At 57.6% G+C, this 21,244-nt stretch carries 18 protein-coding genes and 1 pseudogene; 10 read left to right on the top strand and 9 right to left on the bottom strand.

Features of this window, described 5'->3' with window-relative positions; genetic code table 11:
* Positions 1–189: 189 nt before the first annotated feature.
* Genes AC3ZU9_RS22560 through AC3ZU9_RS22530 form a run of 7 tightly spaced genes read left to right on the top strand, consistent with a single transcriptional unit; the run spans position 190 to position 7,557 of the window.
* Positions 190–1,737: a sugar ABC transporter ATP-binding protein gene (locus AC3ZU9_RS22560; protein WP_490091351.1), complete on the top strand. Its 1,548-nt coding sequence runs from the start codon at positions 190–192 to the stop codon at positions 1,735–1,737.
* The gene (locus AC3ZU9_RS22555; RefSeq protein ID WP_490091350.1) at positions 1,734–2,696 is read left to right on the top strand and encodes an ABC transporter permease; all 963 of its coding nucleotides are present in this window, start codon (positions 1,734–1,736) and stop codon (positions 2,694–2,696) included. Before AC3ZU9_RS22560 ends, AC3ZU9_RS22555 begins: the two co-directional genes overlap by 4 nt.
* Position 2,697: 1 nt before the next feature.
* A complete protein-coding gene (locus AC3ZU9_RS22550; RefSeq protein ID WP_490091349.1) occupies positions 2,698–3,744 on the top strand; it encodes an ABC transporter permease in 1,047 nt (348 codons plus the stop codon).
* Between the two features lie 57 nt (positions 3,745–3,801).
* Positions 3,802–5,052 (top strand): sugar ABC transporter substrate-binding protein, encoded by a 1,251-nt coding sequence (locus tag AC3ZU9_RS22545; protein WP_490091348.1) that lies wholly within the window; start codon positions 3,802–3,804, stop codon positions 5,050–5,052.
* Positions 5,053–5,101: 49 nt separating this feature from the next.
* A complete protein-coding gene (locus AC3ZU9_RS22540) occupies positions 5,102–5,668 on the top strand; it encodes a hypothetical protein (protein WP_490091347.1) in 567 nt (188 codons plus the stop codon).
* Between the two features lie 19 nt (positions 5,669–5,687).
* A complete protein-coding gene (locus AC3ZU9_RS22535) occupies positions 5,688–6,602 on the top strand; it encodes an N-acyl homoserine lactonase family protein (RefSeq protein WP_490091346.1) in 915 nt (304 codons plus the stop codon).
* Complete coding sequence (locus AC3ZU9_RS22530) at positions 6,595–7,557, top strand: 3-hydroxyacyl-CoA dehydrogenase (RefSeq protein ID WP_490091345.1); 963 nt, start codon at positions 6,595–6,597, stop codon at positions 7,555–7,557. Before AC3ZU9_RS22535 ends, AC3ZU9_RS22530 begins: the two co-directional genes overlap by 8 nt.
* 50 nt (positions 7,558–7,607) lie before the next feature.
* Here the strand turns inward: AC3ZU9_RS22530 and AC3ZU9_RS22525 are convergent, their stop codons facing one another.
* From AC3ZU9_RS22525 to hisD, 3 genes are all read right to left on the bottom strand, one after another.
* Positions 7,608–8,390, bottom strand: coding sequence for an SDR family NAD(P)-dependent oxidoreductase (locus AC3ZU9_RS22525; protein WP_490091344.1), 783 nt, complete (start codon positions 8,388–8,390; stop codon positions 7,608–7,610).
* Positions 8,391–8,438: 48 nt separating this feature from the next.
* Positions 8,439–9,830 (bottom strand): GntP family permease, encoded by a 1,392-nt coding sequence (locus AC3ZU9_RS22520; RefSeq protein ID WP_490091343.1) that lies wholly within the window; start codon positions 9,828–9,830, stop codon positions 8,439–8,441.
* Between the two features lie 115 nt (positions 9,831–9,945).
* A complete protein-coding gene (hisD, locus tag AC3ZU9_RS22515) occupies positions 9,946–11,253 on the bottom strand; it encodes a histidinol dehydrogenase (protein ID WP_490091342.1) in 1,308 nt (435 codons plus the stop codon).
* 134 nt (positions 11,254–11,387) lie between these two features.
* Between hisD and AC3ZU9_RS22510 the strand changes: the two genes are divergently transcribed.
* Complete coding sequence (locus AC3ZU9_RS22510) at positions 11,388–12,449, top strand: LacI family DNA-binding transcriptional regulator (protein ID WP_490091341.1); 1,062 nt, start codon at positions 11,388–11,390, stop codon at positions 12,447–12,449.
* On the opposite strand, the gene AC3ZU9_RS22505 is transcribed toward AC3ZU9_RS22510, so the two are convergent.
* Positions 12,442–13,365, bottom strand: a complete 924-nt coding sequence (locus tag AC3ZU9_RS22505) for an alpha/beta fold hydrolase (protein WP_490091340.1) — start codon at positions 13,363–13,365, stop codon at positions 12,442–12,444. The genes AC3ZU9_RS22510 and AC3ZU9_RS22505 overlap by 8 nt on opposite strands.
* Entirely contained in the window at positions 13,362–14,894 is a 1,533-nt protein-coding gene (locus AC3ZU9_RS22500) for a flavin-containing monooxygenase (protein WP_490091362.1), read from the bottom strand. The genes AC3ZU9_RS22505 and AC3ZU9_RS22500 overlap by 4 nt, the downstream gene beginning before the upstream one ends.
* 178 nt (positions 14,895–15,072) lie before the next feature.
* On the opposite strand from AC3ZU9_RS22500, the gene AC3ZU9_RS22495 reads away from it, so the two are divergent.
* Positions 15,073–15,429, top strand: a complete 357-nt coding sequence (locus tag AC3ZU9_RS22495) for a hypothetical protein (protein ID WP_490091339.1) — start codon at positions 15,073–15,075, stop codon at positions 15,427–15,429.
* Between the two features lie 47 nt (positions 15,430–15,476).
* The gene (locus AC3ZU9_RS22490) at positions 15,477–16,355 is read left to right on the top strand and encodes a PucR family transcriptional regulator (RefSeq protein ID WP_490091338.1); all 879 of its coding nucleotides are present in this window, start codon (positions 15,477–15,479) and stop codon (positions 16,353–16,355) included.
* Between the two features lie 175 nt (positions 16,356–16,530).
* Here AC3ZU9_RS22490 and AC3ZU9_RS22485 read toward each other — a convergent pair.
* The 4 genes and pseudogenes from AC3ZU9_RS22485 to AC3ZU9_RS22470 all read right to left on the bottom strand — a co-directional run.
* Positions 16,531–16,854: pseudogene (locus AC3ZU9_RS22485) on the bottom strand (LysR family transcriptional regulator); the annotation flags it as partial.
* Between the two features lie 87 nt (positions 16,855–16,941).
* Complete coding sequence (locus tag AC3ZU9_RS22480; protein ID WP_490091337.1) at positions 16,942–18,567, bottom strand: methyl-accepting chemotaxis protein; 1,626 nt, start codon at positions 18,565–18,567, stop codon at positions 16,942–16,944.
* A gap of 104 nt (positions 18,568–18,671) precedes the next feature.
* Positions 18,672–19,868, bottom strand: coding sequence for an alpha-hydroxy acid oxidase (locus AC3ZU9_RS22475; RefSeq protein ID WP_490091336.1), 1,197 nt, complete (start codon positions 19,866–19,868; stop codon positions 18,672–18,674).
* 28 nt (positions 19,869–19,896) lie between these two features.
* A complete protein-coding gene (locus tag AC3ZU9_RS22470; RefSeq protein ID WP_490091335.1) occupies positions 19,897–21,219 on the bottom strand; it encodes an MFS transporter in 1,323 nt (440 codons plus the stop codon).
* Positions 21,220–21,244: the final 25 nt, after the last annotated feature.

The raw sequence follows: 21,244 nt of genomic DNA, 5'->3' as shown, positions 1-21,244 counted from the left end.
ACGGTCATAACCCCCTTGCCTGAATTTTTCTTGACGCTTTCTCTGGCTTGGTCATAGACTCGATTGCATGCGTATGCAAAACCAATTCTATTGGTCTGCTTCGCTACTGACAGATGAGCTGGCCACTGGTTTTTATGGCCAGCGAGCACTGCCCGGAAAGAACAATAAAAATAACAGCAGGTGATCAAGATGGATGCGTCCGTACGCCCTGAAAAGCCGATCCTGCAGGTCGACAGCCTGTGTAAATCCTACGGGCCGACCCATGCACTCGGCGGCGTCAGTTTCGATATCAGGCCAGGAGAGGTCCACGCCTTGCTTGGCGAAAATGGCGCTGGAAAATCGACACTGGTGAAAATACTGTCCGGTGTAGTTTCCCCTAACGCAGGCTCAATGCAGTTCGCCGGGCAACCCTATTGCCCTCGAACAATTCTGCAAAGCCGCGCGGTAGGCGTTACCACAGCCTTTCAAGAATTGAGTTTGCTTTCCAACCTGACGGTCGCAGAAAACCTGGCACTGCCCACCCTTTCCAAAGGCCGGTCAGGGCTTAACTCCAGTGCAAAAAACGCCGCCGCCGCCGCCGCGACATTGCTCAAATACAGCCTGGGTGAACTTGACCCGGCAGCGCTGGTGAGCGAGCTGTCTCTGGCTGATCGGCAACGCCTGGAAATTGTCCGCGCCCTGAGCCATTCGCCTCGGCTGCTTATCCTGGATGAACCTACCGCCGTCCTCCCCTCTACGGAGTGGTTGTTCGACCTGATCCACAAGGAGACGGCCAAAGGCACAGCCGTCCTCTACATTTCTCACCGGCTGAATGAAATTCGTCAACTCTGCTCACGTGCAACGGTGCTTCGCAGCGGCTGCAGCACGGGGACAACCGACCTCGCTGACACAGACGACACGCAAATCTTCGAAATGATGGTTGGCCAACGAATGGCGACGGCGCCGAAACAGCGTTCACGGGGCTCACATGAAGGTGTTTCGCGCGCCCCTCGGCTGTGCGTCGAAGGCCTGAGTGCAGGCATGGTCAAAGAGCTCAGCCTGAGCCTCTACCCCGGACAGATTGTTGGCTTGGCGGGCCTCGATGGGCAGGGGCAGCGCGATCTGTTCCATGCACTTTATGGCCTCACGCGCAAACGGGCCGGCAACATACAAGTAGACGGTAAACAGGTCAGCCTTAACTCACCCTCAAGGGCCCTTGCGGCAGGTATTCAAGTGGCACTGCTGCCTGAGGAACGCAAGACTCAAGGTATTTTTGGTGACTTGGCCGTGCGCTCGAATATGGCGATTTCAGCCTTGAACCGCGCCGGCCTTTTCGGCCTGACCAACCGCAGGGCCGAACGTTTGCTGGCCAAGGAGGTAGCCGGGCAGGTTGATCTTCAAGACCGTTATCTGGATTTCCAAATCAAAGACCTGTCCGGTGGAAACCAGCAGAAAGCCTTGCTCGGCCGCGTGCTGCTTACGGGCGCCAACACACTTCTGTTGTTTGACCCCACGCGCGGTGTGGATGTGGGTACCAAGCAAGCGCTGTACCTGGCCATTGAGGACTTCGCCCGCAAAGGTGGCTGCGTATTGCTCTACTCGTCCGAGCTTGCGGAACTGGTGCGCTTGAGCGACCGCTGCCTGGTGATTTACCAAGGCCGGATAGCCGCAGAATTCGAGGGGCCGTCCATTGAAGAGACCAACCTGGTTGCAGCGGCCACAGGTCACCACAGGCAATCCTCGGGAGAAGCCGCATGAGAAATTCTGCCTTTACCCTCTCTTCAATCACCCAGAGTGGCGCAGGCACAGCAGCGCTCCTTTATCTCGTGCTGTTCCTGGCCTATTCGAGTGTTGAACACAGCGCGTTAAGTGTTTCTGCATTCAGTGACATGGTGAACAACGCATCCCCCTTAGCTATCGCGGCCGCCGGTGGCACCCTCATCATTCTGCTGCGCGGCTTCGACCTTTCGGTGGCCGGCGTCATTTCCTTGGTCAACGTGGTGCTGGCAAGTTACCCACTCGAGGGGGCTTCAGGCGCGGCTATCAGTCTTGGCATCGCGTTGGCTATCGGCAGCCTCGCTGGACTGCTCAATGGTGTGTTGGTGGCTTACGGCGGGTTTCAGTCCATTGCCGTGACCTTGGCCACAATGATCATGACCGGTGGCCTCGCGCTGGTGATTCTCGACGCGCCCGGTGGCTACGTAGCTGACTGGCTGAGTGAGACGTTGACCAGCACCGCCGCAGGCATTCCAGTTTCCGGCCTGGTACTGCTGGCAGTCATCGCGCTCTGGGCGATTGTGCGCAAGACCGACTTCGGTGTCGCGCTGTATGCCGTGGGCCAGGACGAACATGCCGCTTCGCTGTCAGGCATCAAGGTGCAACGTACCCGCTGCGCCGCGTTCGTCATCGCAGGAGCACTGTATGGCCTCAGTGGCTACATGCTGTCGGCACAGACCGCCACCGGCAACCCAACGGCGGGCAACTCGCTGCTGCTGCTGACCTTCGCCGCCATCGCCTTGGGTGGCACCTCGTTTCGCGGCGGCAAAGGCGGACTCACGGGCAGCATCATCGGGGCAGCCAGCCTGATGCTATTGCAGAAACTGCTGTTCTCAATCGGTGTGCAATCGTTCTACATCGGCCTGCTTCAGGGCATCGTCATGATAGTGGCCGTCGGGCTGATGAACGCTGCCGAATGGTTCGGCGCGAGGAGGGCTTGAGATGACCAGCGTGCAGATAGACCCAACCAGCAACCTACAGGCCGCTTCCGTGAATGAATCCACGACAGACACCCGCACATCCTCGCGCTTATCACGGGAGACGTTGAACATTGCAGGTGTTTTCCTGCTCTGCATCCTGGCGCTGCTTGCAGCAAAATGGATCAACCCGAACGCCGGCGGTTTTCAACAACTGGAGACCATCCTTATCCTCTGCTCCTTCCTGGTAGTCGTTGCCTTTGGCCAGGGTTTGGTGGTGCTGATCGGTGGGCTGGATCTCTCGATTCCTTCCCTGATTACCCTGGGGGGAATTTTGACTGCGGTGTGGGTCGGGGCTGACGGCGGGTTGTGGCAAAGCGCAGTAGTGCTGGCAGTGTGTACCGCAGTAGGCGCGATCAACGGGATTGGCGTGGCGGTGTTCAAGATCCCGGCATTCATCATGACGCTGGCCATGGGCATCATCGTCTACAGCCTGTGCCTGGGCGCAACCGGTGGCTCACCGAATGGCGCATCGCCCTACGTCTTTACCTGGCTGATGAGTGCCCGTGCCCTGGGCATTCCGGTGATCGTGCTCTTCACGCTGGCCGGCGCGGTCATCGCATTCATCGTGCAGTCACGTAGCCGCTTCGGCACTCGGCTCTACGCGTTGGGTTCGAACCCACTGGCGGCGAAATTCGCCGGTCTTCATACCGTCCGGCTGACCATCATGACCTATGGCCTGTGCGCGCTGTTGGCAGGGATCACCGGGATGCTGCTGGTCGGCTATTCGAATGGCGCCACATTGCGGATGGGCGAGCCCTACCTGCTGCCGTCGGTGGCTGCGGTGGTGATCGGCGGGTCGTCCATCAGTGGTGGCCGAGGTAGCTTCATCGGCACGCTGGCCGGTGCGCTGCTGCTGACCATCCTGGACATGATCATCTCCAGCCTGGGTTTCTCCCAGGGCTGGAGAACCGTGATTTCCGGGGCAATTATCCTCCTCGCCATTGTGCTTCAGCATGAAGGCGCGATGGACTACCTCCGCTCATTGAAACGTCGTAAGGCACACAGCTGACGCGCAGTCCCGATTGACATTCATAGCTACTTACAACAACAAAAGGCGCATGAAAAAATGAAGAGAGCATTCGAGTTTACAGCCTCGCGGCTGCACAAAAAAATGATCGCGCTGCTTGCCTGCGTGGTCACACCACTGGCGCTGTGCGCCGCCCCCAGCTCGGTAAGCGCTGCGCCGAAAGACCACTATGTGATCTATTTGAGCCTCAGCTACAGCGGCAATGCCTGGCAGTCGGAGGCGGCGAACCTGGTCAAGGCACTGGCTAAAACACCGCCCTATAACAAGCTGGTGGAACTGCGTGAGGTGATTTCCGGCACGGATGTACAGGCGCAAATCTCGGCTTACGAAAGCATGATCGCTGCCGGCGCCGACGGGGTAGTCAGCTTTCCAGTCTCTCCCACCGCACTGAATCGCACGATCAAAAAAGGCTGCGAGAAAGGCGTGCTGTTTTATATGTACGACTCTACTGTTACTGAGCCCTGCGCCTATAACGTCAGCTACATCACCGCGGGCTTTGGTGAAAACACGGCGCAAGCGTTGGTCAATGAACTCCACGGCAAAGGCAAGATCTTTCTCAGCCGTGGCGTTCCAGGAAACTCGGTGGACAAGCGCCACTACGACGGTGCGATGAAAGTCTTCAAGGCTTATCCCGGCATTCAAGTAGTCGCCGAGTACTACGGCTACTGGGATGATCGCACCACTCAGCAAGAGACAGCCAAGGCGCTGGCGGCGCACCCGGATGTGGACGGCATCTGGGCCCAGGCCGGTGAAAACGGCGCGCTGAAGGCGTTGCTCGCGGCGAACCACAAGCTGGTGCCCATGACCGGCGAAAACTCCAACGGCTTCCGGCTAGGGCTTGCCAACCCCGAATACACAGCCAAAGGCTTGAGCGGTGTGTCTTCCGGTTCGCCTCCAGCGGCAGCTGGCTTGGCGTTCAAGTTGCTGATGGAGCAGTTGCAAGGCAAGCGTGAGATGACGGCGCATAACATCGAATACGCCTTGCCCTGGGTACCCGCCGACAAGGTGGCCGTGTGCAAAGGCGACGTCGTCACCGCCGACTGCAACACCCTCGCAGCAGGCAAAGTGCCAGATTCCTTCGTGACCGAAGTGTTCGATCAAGTGCTGCTGCCTGAGATATCGCTGCAGTCGGCAACCGAGGGCACGCCCACTCCGGGGGCCACAATCCAACCTTTGCCTGCGGACGCCGCACGTGCGGCTGCCAACGAGCCGGGAATCAACTGCGCCAAGTGTGATGCGCCTGCCAATCTGTATCAGTTGACCAAAATCGCGCCGTTCGACGCCAATTAGCCTGACGCGAGCCTGAACCCTCGGTTCAGGCTCTGTGGGAGAACCATCGATGACGTTACAACTGTCTTCAACGCGTTTTGGCCTGGCAGACAACGCCTACGAGGCCGTCGAACAACAAACGAATGCAGAGGAAGGCATCGGCCTGCGTACGGATGAATGGGTGTTCTACAGCGCACAGATACGCCCTTACTACGACCAGCTCAACGGAATCATTGGGCAGCTCGCGGGCTTGATGATTCTGGGCCAAGCCAGAAGCTGCTTCGAGGCGTATTACAGCCTGGCAGCCACACCCTTGGATCAAATAGAAGATTGCCGCAGCGCGCTCGCTACCGTTCGCCCACCTGCAATCGCAGCCCAGCATTTCACCCATCTGTGTCGCGCCGCGCACCGTGTTGAGGACGTTGCGCGCGCACTTCGTCGATCCGTTGCATCACCCGAGCAGCTCAGGATCGAACTACCCAGGATGGTCAGCGAACTGGAAGGCGCCAGCACAATACTCAGGTGCGCCGCTGACCCTGTGGTACGCCTGCAAACCATCGATTTCGGGCAGGGCTGCGCCTGCTGCAGCGCCCTGCCCGTTACAGACCCATCGACACTCGTTTCAGCCCATGCCTGATAACAACAAGAGGTGACCTATGTCCGCAAATGCTTACTCTATCTGGGTGCTCGAATACAGTTACGTGATGGACTACGCCGTGAGCGGCATCGTGTTTGGTGCTCACAACCAAGGGGTGCGCAAGCTGCCTTACTGCTACGTGGTGATCAAAGGCAACGGCCGCACGATCATGGTCGATGTCGGCTACAACAACAAAGACTACGGCGGCTACCTCGAAAAGAAATTCGGCGTTCAGAATTGGCACTCACCCGCCGATGTACTGCCCGCCTGTGGAGTCACTCCTGAAGAAGTCGACACCGTGATTCTCACACACGCTCACTTCGACCACCTGGGCAATACCGATGCGTTCCCGAACGCGACCTTCTACATTCAGGAAAAAGAACTGGCTAAGTGGATCTGGGCCATGTCACTGCCCAAAAGTCAGCAATGGATGATGCTCGCGACAGACCCTTCGGACGTATTGCGTGCGGTCAATCTTGCCAAAGATGGCCGCCTGCGGTGCATTGACGGACCGCTGGCGGACCTGGTTCCAGGTATTGACCTGCATGTCGCCTATGACAGTCACACCTACGCATCCATGTGGGTGCATGTGCGCAACGACCTTGCCAGGGAGTCGCAGAACGGTTGGGTGCTCGCGGGCGATCTCGTCTACAGCTACGACAACTTCCTCTCGGAACCGAAGATTGTCGATGGCGAACTGAGCGGTACGTTTTTTACCACGCCCGTAGGCCTGGCGGTTGGCAGCCAAACGAACCTGGTACTGGCGACCGAAGAGATGCTCAAGACCGTGGACTACGAGCCTAAGCGGCTGATCCCGATTCATGAGGAACGCCTCAAAGAGGTGTTCCCCTCACGGATTACCAGCCAAGGGCTGCGTATTACTGAAATTTGCCTTGGCCAAAAACAAACCTCCAAGGTGACCAACGATGCGTGAATTGGAAGCCCTGACCCAGGGCCGCCCGGTGGCGATCGTGGGCGCGGGCCTGGTCGGCGCTGGATGGGCGCTGGTGTTCGCTCGAGCAGGCCTCATGGTGCGCATCTACGACGCCAATCCCGCCACTTCCAAGGCGTGCATACCCTTGATTGAACAGCAAGTGGCCGACCTGATCGAGTTCGGATTACTGACTGAATCGGCGCAGTTCATCATCGCTCGCCTGAAGGTGTGCGAAACACTCGCCGAAGCCGTTGATGGCGCCATTTATGTCCAGGAATCCATTCTTGAGCGCACAGAGGTGAAGCGCGCACTGATGCTCGCACTGGAGGACGTTGCGGGCCCGGACCTGGTGATCGGCAGCTCCAGTTCGGGTATCCCGGCTTCTGCCTTCGCGTCGGGCCTGAAGCTCTCCTCGCGGGTCATCGTCGCGCATCCGGTTAACCCTCCGTATTTAGTTCCGGTGGTCGAGATCGTACCGTCGCCAGACACCTCGCCAGCGGTCACCGAGTTCACAGCAAGCTTGATGGCGGCCGTGGGTCAGAGCGTGGTTCATGTGCGCAGGGAAGTTGAAGGGTTCGTGCTCAATCGCCTGCAAGCCGTTTTGTTACGAGAGGCTTGGGCGCTGGTGGAGGATGGTGTTGCCACCTGCGAGGATATTGATAAAACCATACGCGATGGCTTGGGCTGGCGTTGGTCGTTCATGGGGCCCTTCGAAACCATCGACTTGAATGCGGCAGGCGGGGTCGCTGACTACGCCCAGCGTTTGGGGCCGCTCTATCGCCGTATCGCCGATTCACGCTCGCATCAGGACGAGTGGAGCCCGGCATTGATCCAAGCGGTGGAAGGCCAACGTCGCGAGTACCTCGCTCAGGATGAGCTTGAATCACGACGTGAGTGGCGTGACCGAGCGCTGATGGCCTTTAGTGCTCAGCGACGCACATCCAGCCCGCGCTAAACCAATACATAGGCTGAAGGCGCAAATGCCTTCGGCCTATTCACTTGACACTACTGAGCCGTCCATCCGCCGTCGACTTTCAGCGACGTGCCCGTCACCATCCGCGCCGACGGCCCCGCCAGATATAGCGCGGCACCTACGATGTCATCCATATTGGCCATACGCCCCATCGGTATCTTCGAGACCAGGAACGCGTGTTTTTCTGGCGTGTCGACGATCTTGCGAACCAGGGGCGTGTCGACAAAGGTAGGGCAGAGCGTATTCACCCGAATGCCGCGATCGGCCAGTTCGACAGCCATCGCTTTGGTCAACCCTTCAATGGCATGTTTGGTCATGCAGTAGACGGTACGATCGGGGGAACCGACGTGGCCCATTTGCGACGACACGTTGATAATGACGCCGACGTCACGGCCGGTGTTGGCCAGCATCTTGGCTACCGCCGCTTGCGCGGTCACGAAGCACGCCTTCACGTTGAGATTGAGCATCGCATCGAGGTGTTCGTCCGTGACCGCGAGCAATGGTTCCGGGTAATTGGTGCCAGCATTGTTAACCAGGATGTCCAGCACCGGCAGACCATGAATGAGGGCTCTGATCGCCGCACTGTCCGTGACATCGCACACGATGGTGTCAACGTTTGCGCCGCGACTGCGAAGCGGATTCGCGACCTCATCCAGATGGTGTTGCGTACGCGCGACCAGAATCAGATTGGCTCCGGCGGCGCTGAACGCCACCGCGACCGCCGCGCCGATTCCACTGCCAGCGCCGGTAATCAGCGCAGTTTTGCCATCCAGGCGAAAAGATGGCATTCCTGATTGCTCACGTTCATTGGTCATAATGCTTTCCTGGATTTTTGACGGGTTGCTGCGCCGCATCAAGCTCGGTCAAACGATACCGAACGTGTAGTACAAGCCGATCGCGAAAAACGAACTCAATGTCTTGAATATCGTGATGCCAAAAATGAACTTGTAAGCCTCCCGGTGAGTGAGCCCGGTGACCGCCAACAGCGTGATAACCGCCCCGTTGTGCGGTAGCGTGTCCATACCGCCTGCGGCCGTGGAGGCCACTCGGTGCAGTACTTCCAGAGGAATATGCGCAGCGTTGGCAGCGGCCACGAACGTATCCGCCATTGCGCCCAGCGCGATACTCAACCCGCCCGAAGCCGACCCGGTAATCCCCGCGAGAAGGTTCACCGTAATGGCTTGATTAATCAGAGGGTCCGGGATCGCTTTTAATGAACTGGCGACCGCGACGAATCCGGGGAGAATAGCGATAACCGCACCAAACCCGTATTCGGAAGCCGTGTTCAACGTGGCCAACATCGCGCCTCTGACCGCCGCTTGACTGCCGTCGGCAAGTTTCGCGACAACGCTTTTGAACGAGAAGATGAGAACCGTAATAATCCCGACCAGCAATGCGGCCTGGACCGCCCAAATGGCGATCATTTTCGACACTTGGGTTTGTACCGGTGCCTTCAACCCTGGAAGCGCAATCTCATACACAGATCCGTACCAGTGCGGGATCCAATGCGTGAAGGCCAGGTTCATGACTCCCACCAACACTAAAGGCAGTATCGCTATCAGCGGATGCGGCAAGGCTATATCTTCTGGCGTTTCAGGCTCATTGCGCAGCATCGCCCCGTATCCCTCTCCTTCCCTGCGCGCCTTGCGGCGAAAGTAATCCAGGTAGACAAAACCGCAACCCACCACGAACACCGACGTCAACAAGCCCAGCCACGGGGCTGCCCAAGAGGTGGTTCCAAAAAACGTGGTGGGAATGATGTTCAGGATCTGCGGAGAACCCGGCATGGCGTCCATGGTGAAGGTGAAAGCGCCCAAGGCAATGGTGGCCGGCATCAGCCGTTTGGGGATATCACTTTGCCGGAACATCTCGGCTGCGAAGGGATAAACCGCAAACACCACGACAAACAGCGAGACACCGCCATACGTCAGTAAACCGCACACCAGAATGATGACGGGGATCGCCTGTTCCTTGCCCAACAGCCTGATAAAGGCCTGCACAATCGAGCGGGAAAAGCCGGACATTTCAATCAGTTTGCCAAACACTGCACCGAGTAGAAAAACCGGGAAGTAGAGTTTTACAAACCCGACCATCTTGTCCATGAAAATGTCGGTAAAGACCGGCGCCACCGCACTGGGCTCTGTCAACAGAACGGCAGTCAGGGCGGCAATCGGCGCGAAGATGATCACACTGTAACCACGATAGGCGACGAACATCAGCCCGCCTAAGGCAAGCAACGCAATAATGACACTCATTAGAGAAACCCAAGAAGCCCCGCCGCGCGCGCGCACGTTTCCCGTAGCGGCGCGGCCAGTGATTGTTTTTATTATCGGGCCGCAGGGAGCGGCCCTCAGTGGCTGTTGGAGCGCGTTACTCGGCAATACCGGCGTAGGGCACGTCTTTGTGGCCATAGCGGCGCACGCGGATGTTGGCCTGCTCACCATGCCCCGCGAAACCTTCCAGCGCACACAGGCGCGAGCAGTACGAACCGATTAATGCAGATGCTTCGTCGGTGATCACTTTCTGGTACGTGCAGGTTTTCAGGAACTTGCCGACCCATAGACCACCGGTGTAACGCGCGGCTTTTTTGGTAGGCAAGGTATGGTTGGTTCCGATGGCCTTGTCGCCGAACGCTACGTTGGTTCGTGGGCCGAGGAAGAGCGCGCCGTAGTTACGCATGTTCGCGAGGAACCAGTCCGGATCCTTGGTCATGACTTGAACGTGTTCGAAGGCCAAATCATTGGCAATCGACAACATTTCTTCATCACTGTCGGCAACAATCACCTCACCGAAGCTTTCCCAGGCTTTACGTGCGATACCGGCAGTAGGAAGGATCTGCAGCAAGCGCTCGATCTGAGCCATGGTGTCGCGTGCCAATGCCTCGGAAGTGGTCAGCAGGATGGCTGGGGAGTCGGGGCCGTGCTCAGCTTGACCGAGCAGGTCGGTAGCGCAGATCTCACCGTCTACGCTGTCATCGGCAATCACCAGCGTTTCGGTTGGGCCCGCGAACAAATCGATACCCACGCGACCAAAGAGCTGACGCTTGGCTTCGGCGACAAACGCATTACCTGGACCGACGAGGATGTCCACCGGCGCAATGGTTTGGGTACCGATAGCCATGGCGCCGATCGCCTGAATACCGCCCAGGCAGTAAATCTCGTCAGCACCGGCCATATGTTGAGCGGCCACGATGGCGTGCGCGGGTTTGCCATTGAACGGCGGCGCACAGGTGATGATGCGCGGGACACCTGCGACTTTCGCAGTGATGACCGACATGTGGGCAGACGCCAGCAGTGGATATTTGCCACCAGGGACGTAGCAGCCAGCCGCATTCATCGGCAGGTTTTTGTGACCGAGGATCACACCGGGCAGGGTTTCAACTTCAATGTCGTGGATGCTGTTGCGTTGATGCTGCGCGAAATTACGCACTTGGGTTTGGGCGAATTCAATGTCGGCAATATCGCGTTTGGTCAGTTGCGAGTAGCAGGCATCGATCTCGGCAGCGGTCAGTCGATAGCTGTCACGCTCCATTTTGTCGAACTTGATCGCCAGGTCGCGGACCGCGGCATCGCCCCGCGCTTCAATATCGGCAAGGATCGTTTCAACAGTATCGCGAACTTGACGGTCGGCAGATTTCACGACTTCCGCTTCAGCGCCTTTTTTCAGCCACTTAGCCATTTGCAGTCTCCAGCGATTGTTCTTTTTAGGGATGATTGCATACGTATGCACATCCATCATAGAAGACTCTTCTGTGGTTTGAAAAGGGGTAGATGCGTAGGATGCGAATTTCTTCTCGCTCAGGCTTATCGTCCATGGCTGAAACTATTCGCCGCCCTGTCACTGCCCACGACGTGGCTCGGCTCGCCGGGGTCTCGCAATCCGCGGTGTCGCGCACTTACACCAAGGGGGCTAGCGTGGCGCCAAAAACCCGAGAAAAAGTCGAGGCTGCGGCCGCTACGCTTGGCTACCGTCCTAATTTTGTTGCGCGCTCGCTGATTACCCGCCGGTCGAACCTCATCGGTGTGGTCGTACCGAGCATGGCCAACCCCTTCTACTCCGAAGTGCTCGAAGCCCTGTCCAAGGCGTTCGAGGCCATGGAGTATCGAGTGCTGCTGTTCTCGACCGGCACTAACGAAGATTCAGATCCGATTCTTGAGGAGGTCATGCGCCATCGCGTTGAAGCGGTGATCCTGGTATCGGCCACCCTTTCATCGCATTTCGCTGAAGAGTGCAAGCAAACCGGACTGCCTGTCGTGCTGCTCAACCGTAAGAATGACAATGAAACCGTCTCGAGCGTGACCAGCGACAACGCGCACGGAGGCGCGCTCATCGCTGACTTCCTGATGTCGACGCAACATGAAACAGTGGGTTTCATCGCCGGCAACGAGGGCTCCTCCACCAGCCGCGACCGCGAGCGCAGCTTTACCCAGCGGCTTCTGGAAAAGGGGCGTCCCAAGCCTCTGCGCGAGGTCGGTAACTACTGTTTTCAAACAGCGATGCAGGCCACCCGCCGCCTCATGTCGCAAACCACCCCGCCGGACGCGATTTTCTGCGCGAACGACATCATGGCCATTGCGGCGCTGAACGTCGTCACGCGCGAATGCAATCTGGTTCCAGGGCGGGATATTTCTATCATCGGCTTCGATAACATCGCGATGGCTAAATGGCCAAGCGTTGGCTTGACCACCTATCTACAGCCGATCGACCAACTGGTGGGGCGGACAGTCGACATCATTCGTGCCCAACTCGACGCTATCCAGACGCCCTCCATCCAGGAAGTGCTGGGCGGTCAGTTGATTATCAGGGAGAGCTCACGACGCCCTGAAACGGGATTGACAACGTTCGATGGAGAAACGGTATGGCAGGTTACGTAAGCCTGTCCCGCTCAACGCTGCGCCGGGCATGTCCGCGGATCAGGTCAACCAGGTAAGGGCTCACATCTTGGGCGAGGTAATGCCCCATGCCTGGAATCGTAATCAGATGGGCACCTCGAATGGCGTCCGTGCACGCCTGCCCGCCGCTGTAGGCGACCATGCGGTCTGCTTCGCCATGGATCACCAGTGTTGGGGCGTGAATCCTGCGCAACTGGGCGGTGCGATCACCCGACTTGAGAATCGCGCCCACCTGTCTTGCGACCCCAGCGCTGTCTTCAGCGCCGTTACCCCTGTCCCAGGCCTTGGCCGCGTAGTTGTGCAACTCGTCATCCGGCATGGAATAGCGACGGGAACCGATATGCTGCATCAACTTGACGTACCTGGCCACGGCTCGCTCACGGGTTCGAGGGGCGGGCTTAGCCAGCAGCCATAAGGTCGAGGACGCCGGTTGCCCTACCCTGCGTGCACCTGTCGTGGAAAATATCGAGGTCAGCGAAATCACCCTCGAAGGGTATTGTGCGGCCAGGGTTTGGGCGATCATCCCGCCCATGGACATTCCGACGAGATGGACCTGGCTGATTGCCAAATGGTCCAACAAGCCGAGGGTGTCCAGCGCCAAGTCGCCCAGGTCATAGGGGCAGTCCGCCGTCAGCCTGAACAGCTGTTGAAGAATATTCGGGGCCTTGGCATTCACGCGGGATGAACGCCCCACATCACGGTTATCAAACACAATGACCCGAAAACCGGTGTCGACGAGCCCCTGGATCAGTATTGAAGGCCATGACGTCAACTGAAGCCCAAGCCCAGCAATCAGCAGCAGCGGTACGGCGTTCTCCGCCCCGTAAATTCTGTAACACAGTCGAATGCCATGGGGTAACTGACAAAAAGCGTCGTCCAACACTTGAGCACTCATCATGCTTCCTCCCGCTGATGAGCCTGGCAGGCTTGAGGTGGGGCGCCGTTGCCTTCTCGAGGAAGCCATTTCAAATAGAGATCCTCGACGGGGCCTTCTCTGAGGGTTTTGACGTCTTCCCGGTAATCCATGGACATCAGCCACGGTGCGCCGTGCCCCTGACGTGGCACGCTGTCAATCACACGTTTTACATAGCCGGCGCCGAAGTCCAGAAGTGGCCGCGTCGGCATATCCGGTGCAGGCAATTCGGGATAGCAGATGGCGTGGCCATGGGCATCCATGTGGCCAAGAATGCGGCAAAAGTGCTCACAGGTAAGCCCGACTTTGAGCGTCCACGACGAGTTGGTATAGCCGATGGAGAACGCAAAATTGGGCACGCCATTAAGCATCATGCCTTTGAAGGCGACTTTTTCAGCCAGTGCTACAGGCTTGCCATCAACGATGAGTCGGATGCCACCAAACAATTGCACGTTCAGTCCGGTGGCTGTCACGACAATATCGGCCGCCAGCTCTTGACCTGACTTCAGGCGCACACCGCTTGAGGTAAATGTATCGATGTGGTCGGTGACAACCCTGGCCTTTCCAGACGCGATGGCTTTGAACAGGTCCCCATCAGGCACTACGCACAGGCGTTGCTCCCACGGGTTGTAGGGCGGGTTGAAATGTTCATCGACCGGATACCCCTTGGGCAGGGCACGTTTATTGAGCCACCGAATCAAGTATCGCGTCGCCTTGGGATACTTCAAGCACAGCTGCCATACCTGTCTCGACCTTGTAATGTTCTTGCCTCGCGTCAGCGAATACGCCCATTTTTCCGGCAGCACAGCGCGCATCAGTTGGGCGATGGGGTCAATGGAGGGTTGGCTCAGGACGTACGATGGGGTGCGCTGAAGCATCGTCACCTGCGCTGCCCTTTCTGCCATCGCGGGAACAAGAGTGACGGCCGTAGCACCACTGCCAATAACCACCACCCGCTTGCCGCTGTAGTCCAGGTCCTGCGGCCAGTGCTGCGGGTGAACTACAAGCCCTTTGAAGTGCTCGACGCCTTCGAAACGTGGGCTGAAACCTTGATCGTAGCGGTAGTAGCCTGCCGCCGAGAAAAGCCAGGTACACGTCATGTGCAGCTTTAAGCCGGTATCGAGCCGCTCGACACACACTGTCCAGCACGCCTTCTCGCTCGACCAGGCCGCCTCGACTACGGTGTGCTGAAAGCGAATATGCCCGCTAATGCCGTTTTCATCAGCCGCTTCGCGAATGTACGCGCGGATCGCATCGGCGCTGGCGATGGCCTTCTCATTGACCCAAGGTTTAAATGCGTAACCGAACGTATGCAGATCCGAATCGGAGCGGATGCCTGGGTAGCGGAAAAGGTCCCAGGTACCACCAAGGTTCTCCCGCCCTTCAAGAATGACGTATGACTTGGCCGGGTGATCTTTTTGCAAGTAATAAGCTGCGCCAATGCCCGAGATGCCTGCACCGACGATCAACACGTCGGTATGTTCAATAGCTGGATTTTCTGGATGGACTGACATGTCTGCTGCCTCGATTCGAGGAATCGTATTGTTGTTTTCAAGCAGTGTTGGCCTGCAAAGCCGGCTTAAACAAGGTGCAAACAGCCAGAAAAAATCGACGCAATGGTGCATATTGCACCCCAGGTACTGCACAGCATGGGTAAAAGGTTTAGATGTCCCTTACCGATTGATCCCGTGAATGACCGTCAATTTCCCTAACGAGCACCTGCCGATGACTACCAGCTCAACGCCCTCATCCTGGCCTCTGCCCTCCCCACGGGTGCGTGAGCTCACACGCCAAGGCGCGGAGTACGTGCTGGACAGGCTCGCCGACTGGCTCAAGGAAATTGATCAAGCCGCCCTCGCTACGGACGACATGAAAGCGCTGCTTGGCGACCCTGTGCTGGTGGCGGCCTCACGCCGGGCAACGCAATCGAGCCTGATTCATTGGGCTGCGGCGAACATTGAAAATCCCGGGGCGCAGGTGGCGCCGTATCTGCCCAGCGATATGCTGAGCAATGCCCGTGAACTGGTCGACGCAACCTCACTGAAATGATGTTCCATTTCACAAGAACGGCCCAAAACACCGTTTGGCAGCTCTGGATGGAAATTGCTTTCACGCTGACCAGCGATCCCCAAGAGCTTAAAGAACTGCTGGAGACGTCTGCCCGCTCTATCGCTACCTTCGTCGAGGGAACCATGGAAGCGGTGGCCGCTTTCATGAGAGTCGAACGCGAAGAGTTCCATCTGGATTCTCATGTCGAACGGCGTGAGATAGTCTCGCAGATTGTTGAGGGAGAAAGCATCAATGCCCTTCAAGCAAGTAAGCGCCTGGGCTACAACTTGAATCAGCAACACCAGGCAGCTGTACTCTGGACCGAAGAGCCGCACGCGTCGATTGCTGCGTTGGAGCTCGCGGCTGAAGCCATCGCGCGGTGCGCCGGCAGCTCGCAAACCCTCACCGTGGTTGCCAGTACCGCCACGCTCTGGGCCTGGGTGGCGGGCGAGAAAACCGTCGACCTCAGGCAACTGCGCACCGCGATCAAACACCTGCCCGGTGTGCGGATTGCTCTGGGATCCAAGGGTCAGGGCGCGGAGGGTTTTCGTCGGGCCCATATCGACGCGCTGAACACCCAACGGATGTTGAGCCGATTGCATTCCACTCAACGTGTCGCTGACTTCGACATGCTCAGGCTCGCATCGCTCCTGACGGATAACCCCGATGCGACACGCCAATTCATTACCCACACATTAGGTAACCTCGCCAGTGCAGCTCCGGCGCTGAAAAGCACACTGGCGGCCTTTTTGAACGCCGGGAGCAATGCCACCGAGGCCGCATTGCTCTTACATGTTCACCGCAACACATTGTTGCGCCGCCTCACAGTCGCCGAGCAGTTGCTACCCCGTCCACTGGCAGACAATCGCATTCACGTGGCTGTCGCGCTGGAGGCGCTTAGCTGGGTAAGCGAACGATCAACCTGACCGGCTACACTCAAACGAGCGCATCACACGCCATGCGGATTCGCGCACACGCTTGCTCCAGCAGCGCCGTTGAGGTAGCAAAGGAAGCCCATGGTCAATAAGCTGGAGGCCGAAGTCTGGGACTCAAAGCGCTCATGAGCGCGTCGCCAAACAGATTCAGACTGAAGACCGTGACCACCAACGCTTGGGGCAAGATGCCCGTTTGTACCGTGCCGATGGCACCAATTCGCAATGAACCATGAAAGTCGTTCGCGCTATCGGGTGAACCCATGCGAAGAAAAATCCCGAAGATTTCCTCTGCAAGAGGAACCGCCCGTTGCCCTGCTGAATTCAAGGTCGCGAACAGCCTGTGCGGTCAAAAAAACTTTACGCCCAGCGCGCCTTCAAGATGTTTTATTCGCGAGCTCACGGCCGATTGCGTCAGCCCCACTGGCTGACCGGCAGTTGCAAACGTACCTCGCTGAGCAACACAAACAAATGCGCTTAACTCTCTAATCATTCAGACACTCCGACCGATGATAGTGACGACCGAGCCCGCTCATCCAGCCGCACCGATAGCGAGTGCTATCGCGTGGAGGGCTAATTTTCAGACGACAAATTGTGAAACCAGACCATTCAGTCCGACCGCCAGGCGAGACAACTCATGAGTGGCCGTACTTGTCTGGCTCGCGCCGGCGGCCGACTGAACCGCGAGATCGCGGATATTCAACAAGTTGCGATCAACTTCCCGCGACACCTGAGCCTGTTCTTCGGAGGCACTGGCGATGACCATGTTTCGTTCGTTGATCAGGTCGATGGTCTGGGTAATCTGTTCCAGAGCATCGCCGGCCAAGCGCGCTGTGTCGAGGGTGCTTTGGCTGCGACTGCTGCTTTGCTGCATCGATTGGACCGCTTTATCCGTGCCGCTCTGGATACCGCTGACCATTTGCTCAATTTCCTGGGTCGATTGTTGAGTGCGATGGGCCAATGCCCGCACCTCATCAGCGACGACCGCGAAACCTCGACCGGCTTCACCTGCCCGCGCCGCTTCGATTGCCGCATTAAGGGCCAGCAGGTTGGTCTGTTCGGCGATCGCGCGAATCACATCAAGGACTTTGCCAATGTCCCGCGCCTGGCCGGCGAGACTCTCCACCAACGAAGAAGAGTTTTTCACGTCCGCCCCCATCAGCGTAATTGCACTGACCGTCTCCAGTACGCGCTCGCGCCCCAGCAGAGCAACCTTGGTCGATTCTCGGGAGGCCTCTGAAGTGGAGACCGCATTACGGGCGACATCTTCCACTGCCGTGGTCATCTGCGTGACCGCTGTGGCAGCCTGCTCGATCTCGGCATTCTGCCGTTGCAGGCCGGTGGATGCCTCCTGGGTGACCGCACTCAATTCCTCTGCCGCTGATGCCAACTGCGCAGCCGAACCGGATATCTGTTGAATCGTATTGCGCAGATTGTCCTGCATGCCAACCAAGGCCTGTAAGAGGCGCCCGGGTTCATCACTGCCATCCACGTCGATGTGTTTGGTCAGGTTGCCGCCTGCTATTTCTTCGGCGGCTTGCAGAGCCCTGCCGATAGGTCCAACGATACTGCGGGTCAACAGCCAGGCCAGGCATACGGTCATCAGGAAAGCGATGACTATCACCACAATGACCCACTTTATCGCCACCGCATATTGCTCATCGGAGATATCCATCGACTGTATGGCGCTCGCTTTATTGGCAGCGGAGATTTTTTTCAATATCTCGGCCATCAAATCTCCATCTTCCTTCATTCGACCGTTAATCAGCCGCAGCAGGGGCTCCATTTTGTTTTGCTGCGACATCTCCAGCATGGAGGGCACTAACGAGACAAAGTCATCAAAGGCTACGGTAAAGCGCTGGTAGTTTGCCCGTTCGGTTTCGTTGTCGATCAACGGCTCGTACTTGCGCTGCGATTCCTTGATCTTGTCAATCAACGGCCCGAAACGGCCATGGGCCTCGACCAACTGCTCTGGATTGCGATTGATCATCATGCGAAACGAGGTCGAACGAAGGCGAAGCACATCCTCTACGATGTCCCCCATCGCGGCCACGCTAGGCAGGGAATCTCGCCCCAGACTGCGTGTGGAGTCCTGAATAACACTCATTCGGGAGAGCGCTACGACGCCCAACAGCACAACGAGCAACCCGATCAGAGCAAACCCCAGAAAGGCTCGGGGCGCGATATTAATGTTTCGTAGCGACATAATGGCTGTCTCGATTGAAGTTATTCAGACGGTAATGAATGGCGAACGAATTGACCTGCCACTACGGCGAGAAACTCAGCCAGAGATATCGGCCGCAGAGGCAATCACTGAGGTGCCTCGGGGGTTACTGTCGACTTTAATTTGCCGTCGGCCCTTGCGAGATAATCACTGCTTAGCTGACTGAGCCGAGTGATACCCAGCAAGCCCATGTCGCGGCTGATTTCGTCACTGATCAATTTCAGCGCGTGCGCCACGCCCGCCTGCCCTCCAATCGATGCGGCATAGTTGAAGGGTCTGCCGATGAACACCGCCTTGGCACCTAACGCCATTGCCTTCAGTACATCCGTTCCCCGGCGAACGCCGCTGTCCATCATCACCACCAGATCGTCCGCGGCATCCACGATAGCGGGCAGCGCCTGGAGCGGCGCCAGACTGCCATCGAGCTGCCGACCACCATGGTTGGAGACGATGATTCCATCTATCCCGATCTCGCGCGCCTTAACCGCGTCCAGAGGACTCAGTATTCCTTTGATGATCATCGTCCCGGACCACCGTTTGCGGACAGCTTCAATGTGCTGCCAGCTCAAGTGGCCTCGGTCGGAGAAATCACGCAGCACATTGCGCGAGAGGACTGGAGCGCCACGCGTTGCGTAATTGTTTTCGAAATGAGGCATGCCATGGCGCAGCAGGGTTTTCAGAAACACGCTCACTAGCCACTGCGGGTGACTCACCCCCTGCCATCCCAGCGACAGAGACGGTCGCAGAGGCGTCGAAAAACCTGCCCGCACGTTGTTCTCACGATTGGCAGCCACAGGCATATCGACGGTGATGACCAAGGTTTTCACCTTCGCGTCAGCAATCCTGGTGACCAACGCATCGATCTGCTCCACATTGCCGGGAAGGTAGGCCTGAAACCACGTACCAGGCGCGGCTTCCATCACCTCTTCCAGGCGAATCAGCGAAGAACCGCTCATGATGCACGGTGCTCCCGTTTCATGTGCCGCCTGCGCCATGGCGATATCCCCGCGATAACTGGTGAGCGCGGCAAGCCCCATCGGGGCGATGCCAGCTGGAGATGTGTAACGTTCGCCGAAGAGTGAAACGGACTGATCCCTGTGGGAAACATCGATAAGAAATCGCGGTTGAAACCCATATTGGCCATACGCCGTTCGGTTCGCCGCGATCGATTGACCATCCTCCACTGCGCCTGAAACATAGGCAAACAGAGGTTTCGGAAGAAATTGCCTCGCGGCTTTTTCAAAGTCATGAAGCGACAGGAATTTCTGCAATGATCGTGGCACAACGACAACTCCAGCAGGTTGGCAATAGTTAGGTCTTGACGGTCATCGTATCGACTACAGGCTGGCTCTTCTGCACTTTGCCCCGGTCCGAGATGAAGACCAGCGTCAACAACACGGCGAACACTGCCAGGCCGGCGAGAACGTACAAACCACTTTCGAAGTTGCCCGTCATTTCCTTGGCCATACCCACGATGCCCGGGCCGAAAAATCCGCCAAGGTTCCCCACCGAGTTGATCAATGCAATGCCGGCGGCGGCACTGGTGCCACCGAGATACAGAGCTGGAAGCGGCCAGAATGGCCCTTTGCACCCCATGATGCCCACGGTAGCGACGCACATGGCGATAATTGCCAGGTTGCTGCCAGTCAGCCAGCCCGCGGAGCCCAATCCACCCGCAATCAGCATCAGTGAGGCAATGAGAAACACTTTGCGCTTGTTGAAACGATCAGACAGGAACCCGATGGACACCATCCCGATGCACCCGACAACGTAGGGAATCGCCGTGATGTAGCCGATCTGCATGCCAGTGAAACCCTGTTGCTTGATAATCTGCGGAAGAAACATCGAGAGACCGACATTGGCCGCCGTAGCACAGAAGTAAATCGCGCAAAGGGCAATGATTGAAGGGTTGCAGAACACTTTCCAGAGCGTGGATTTACCGTCCAGTTGAGGGGGATGGGCTTTTGCGTCGTTCTGCAGCTCCGTGGTCAGCCACTGGCGCTCGGCATCAGTCAGCCAACTAGCGTGCTTCGGCGAATCAGGCAGGTATTTCAGGACAACGCCCACCATTAGCATCCCGGGTATACCTTCAATGATGAACAGCCACTGCCAGCCCTTGAGCCCCATCCAGCCGTCAAGTTGTAACAGCGCGGTCGAGACCGGAGCGCCGACAGCCAGGGAAATAGGGATCGAAAGCATGAACGTCGACACAATGCGCGCGCGATAGCGAGCCGGGAACCAAAAGGTGAGGTAAAGGATGACAGCAGGGAAGAAGCCAGCTTCGGCGACGCCTAACAGAAATCTCAACGTCAAAAAGCTTTTCGGGCCTTCAACCAGGGCCATGCAGGTCGCAATCAACCCCCAGGTAAACAGAATGCGAGCGATCCACCGCCGGGCACCGACCTTGGCCATCAGCAAATTGCTCGGCACTTCAAAAAGACAGTAACCGATGAAGAACAGGCCGGCGCCCCAGCCATAAACTGAAGCACTCAGTCCGATATCAGCGTTCATCGTGAGGGCGGCGAAGCCCACGTTCACTCGGTCCAGATAGGAAATGATGTACAAACCGATCAACAACGGTAGAAGCCGTATGAAGATCTTGCGGATGATCTGCTTTTCAATTGCAGTGCTCATTGGATGACCTCTTATTTTTGTAGTT

The organism is Pseudomonas sp. A39 (genome assembly GCF_058145955.1).
Note: the sequence above shows the minus strand (reverse complement) of the source record. Positions and strands in the feature narration are given on the sequence as shown.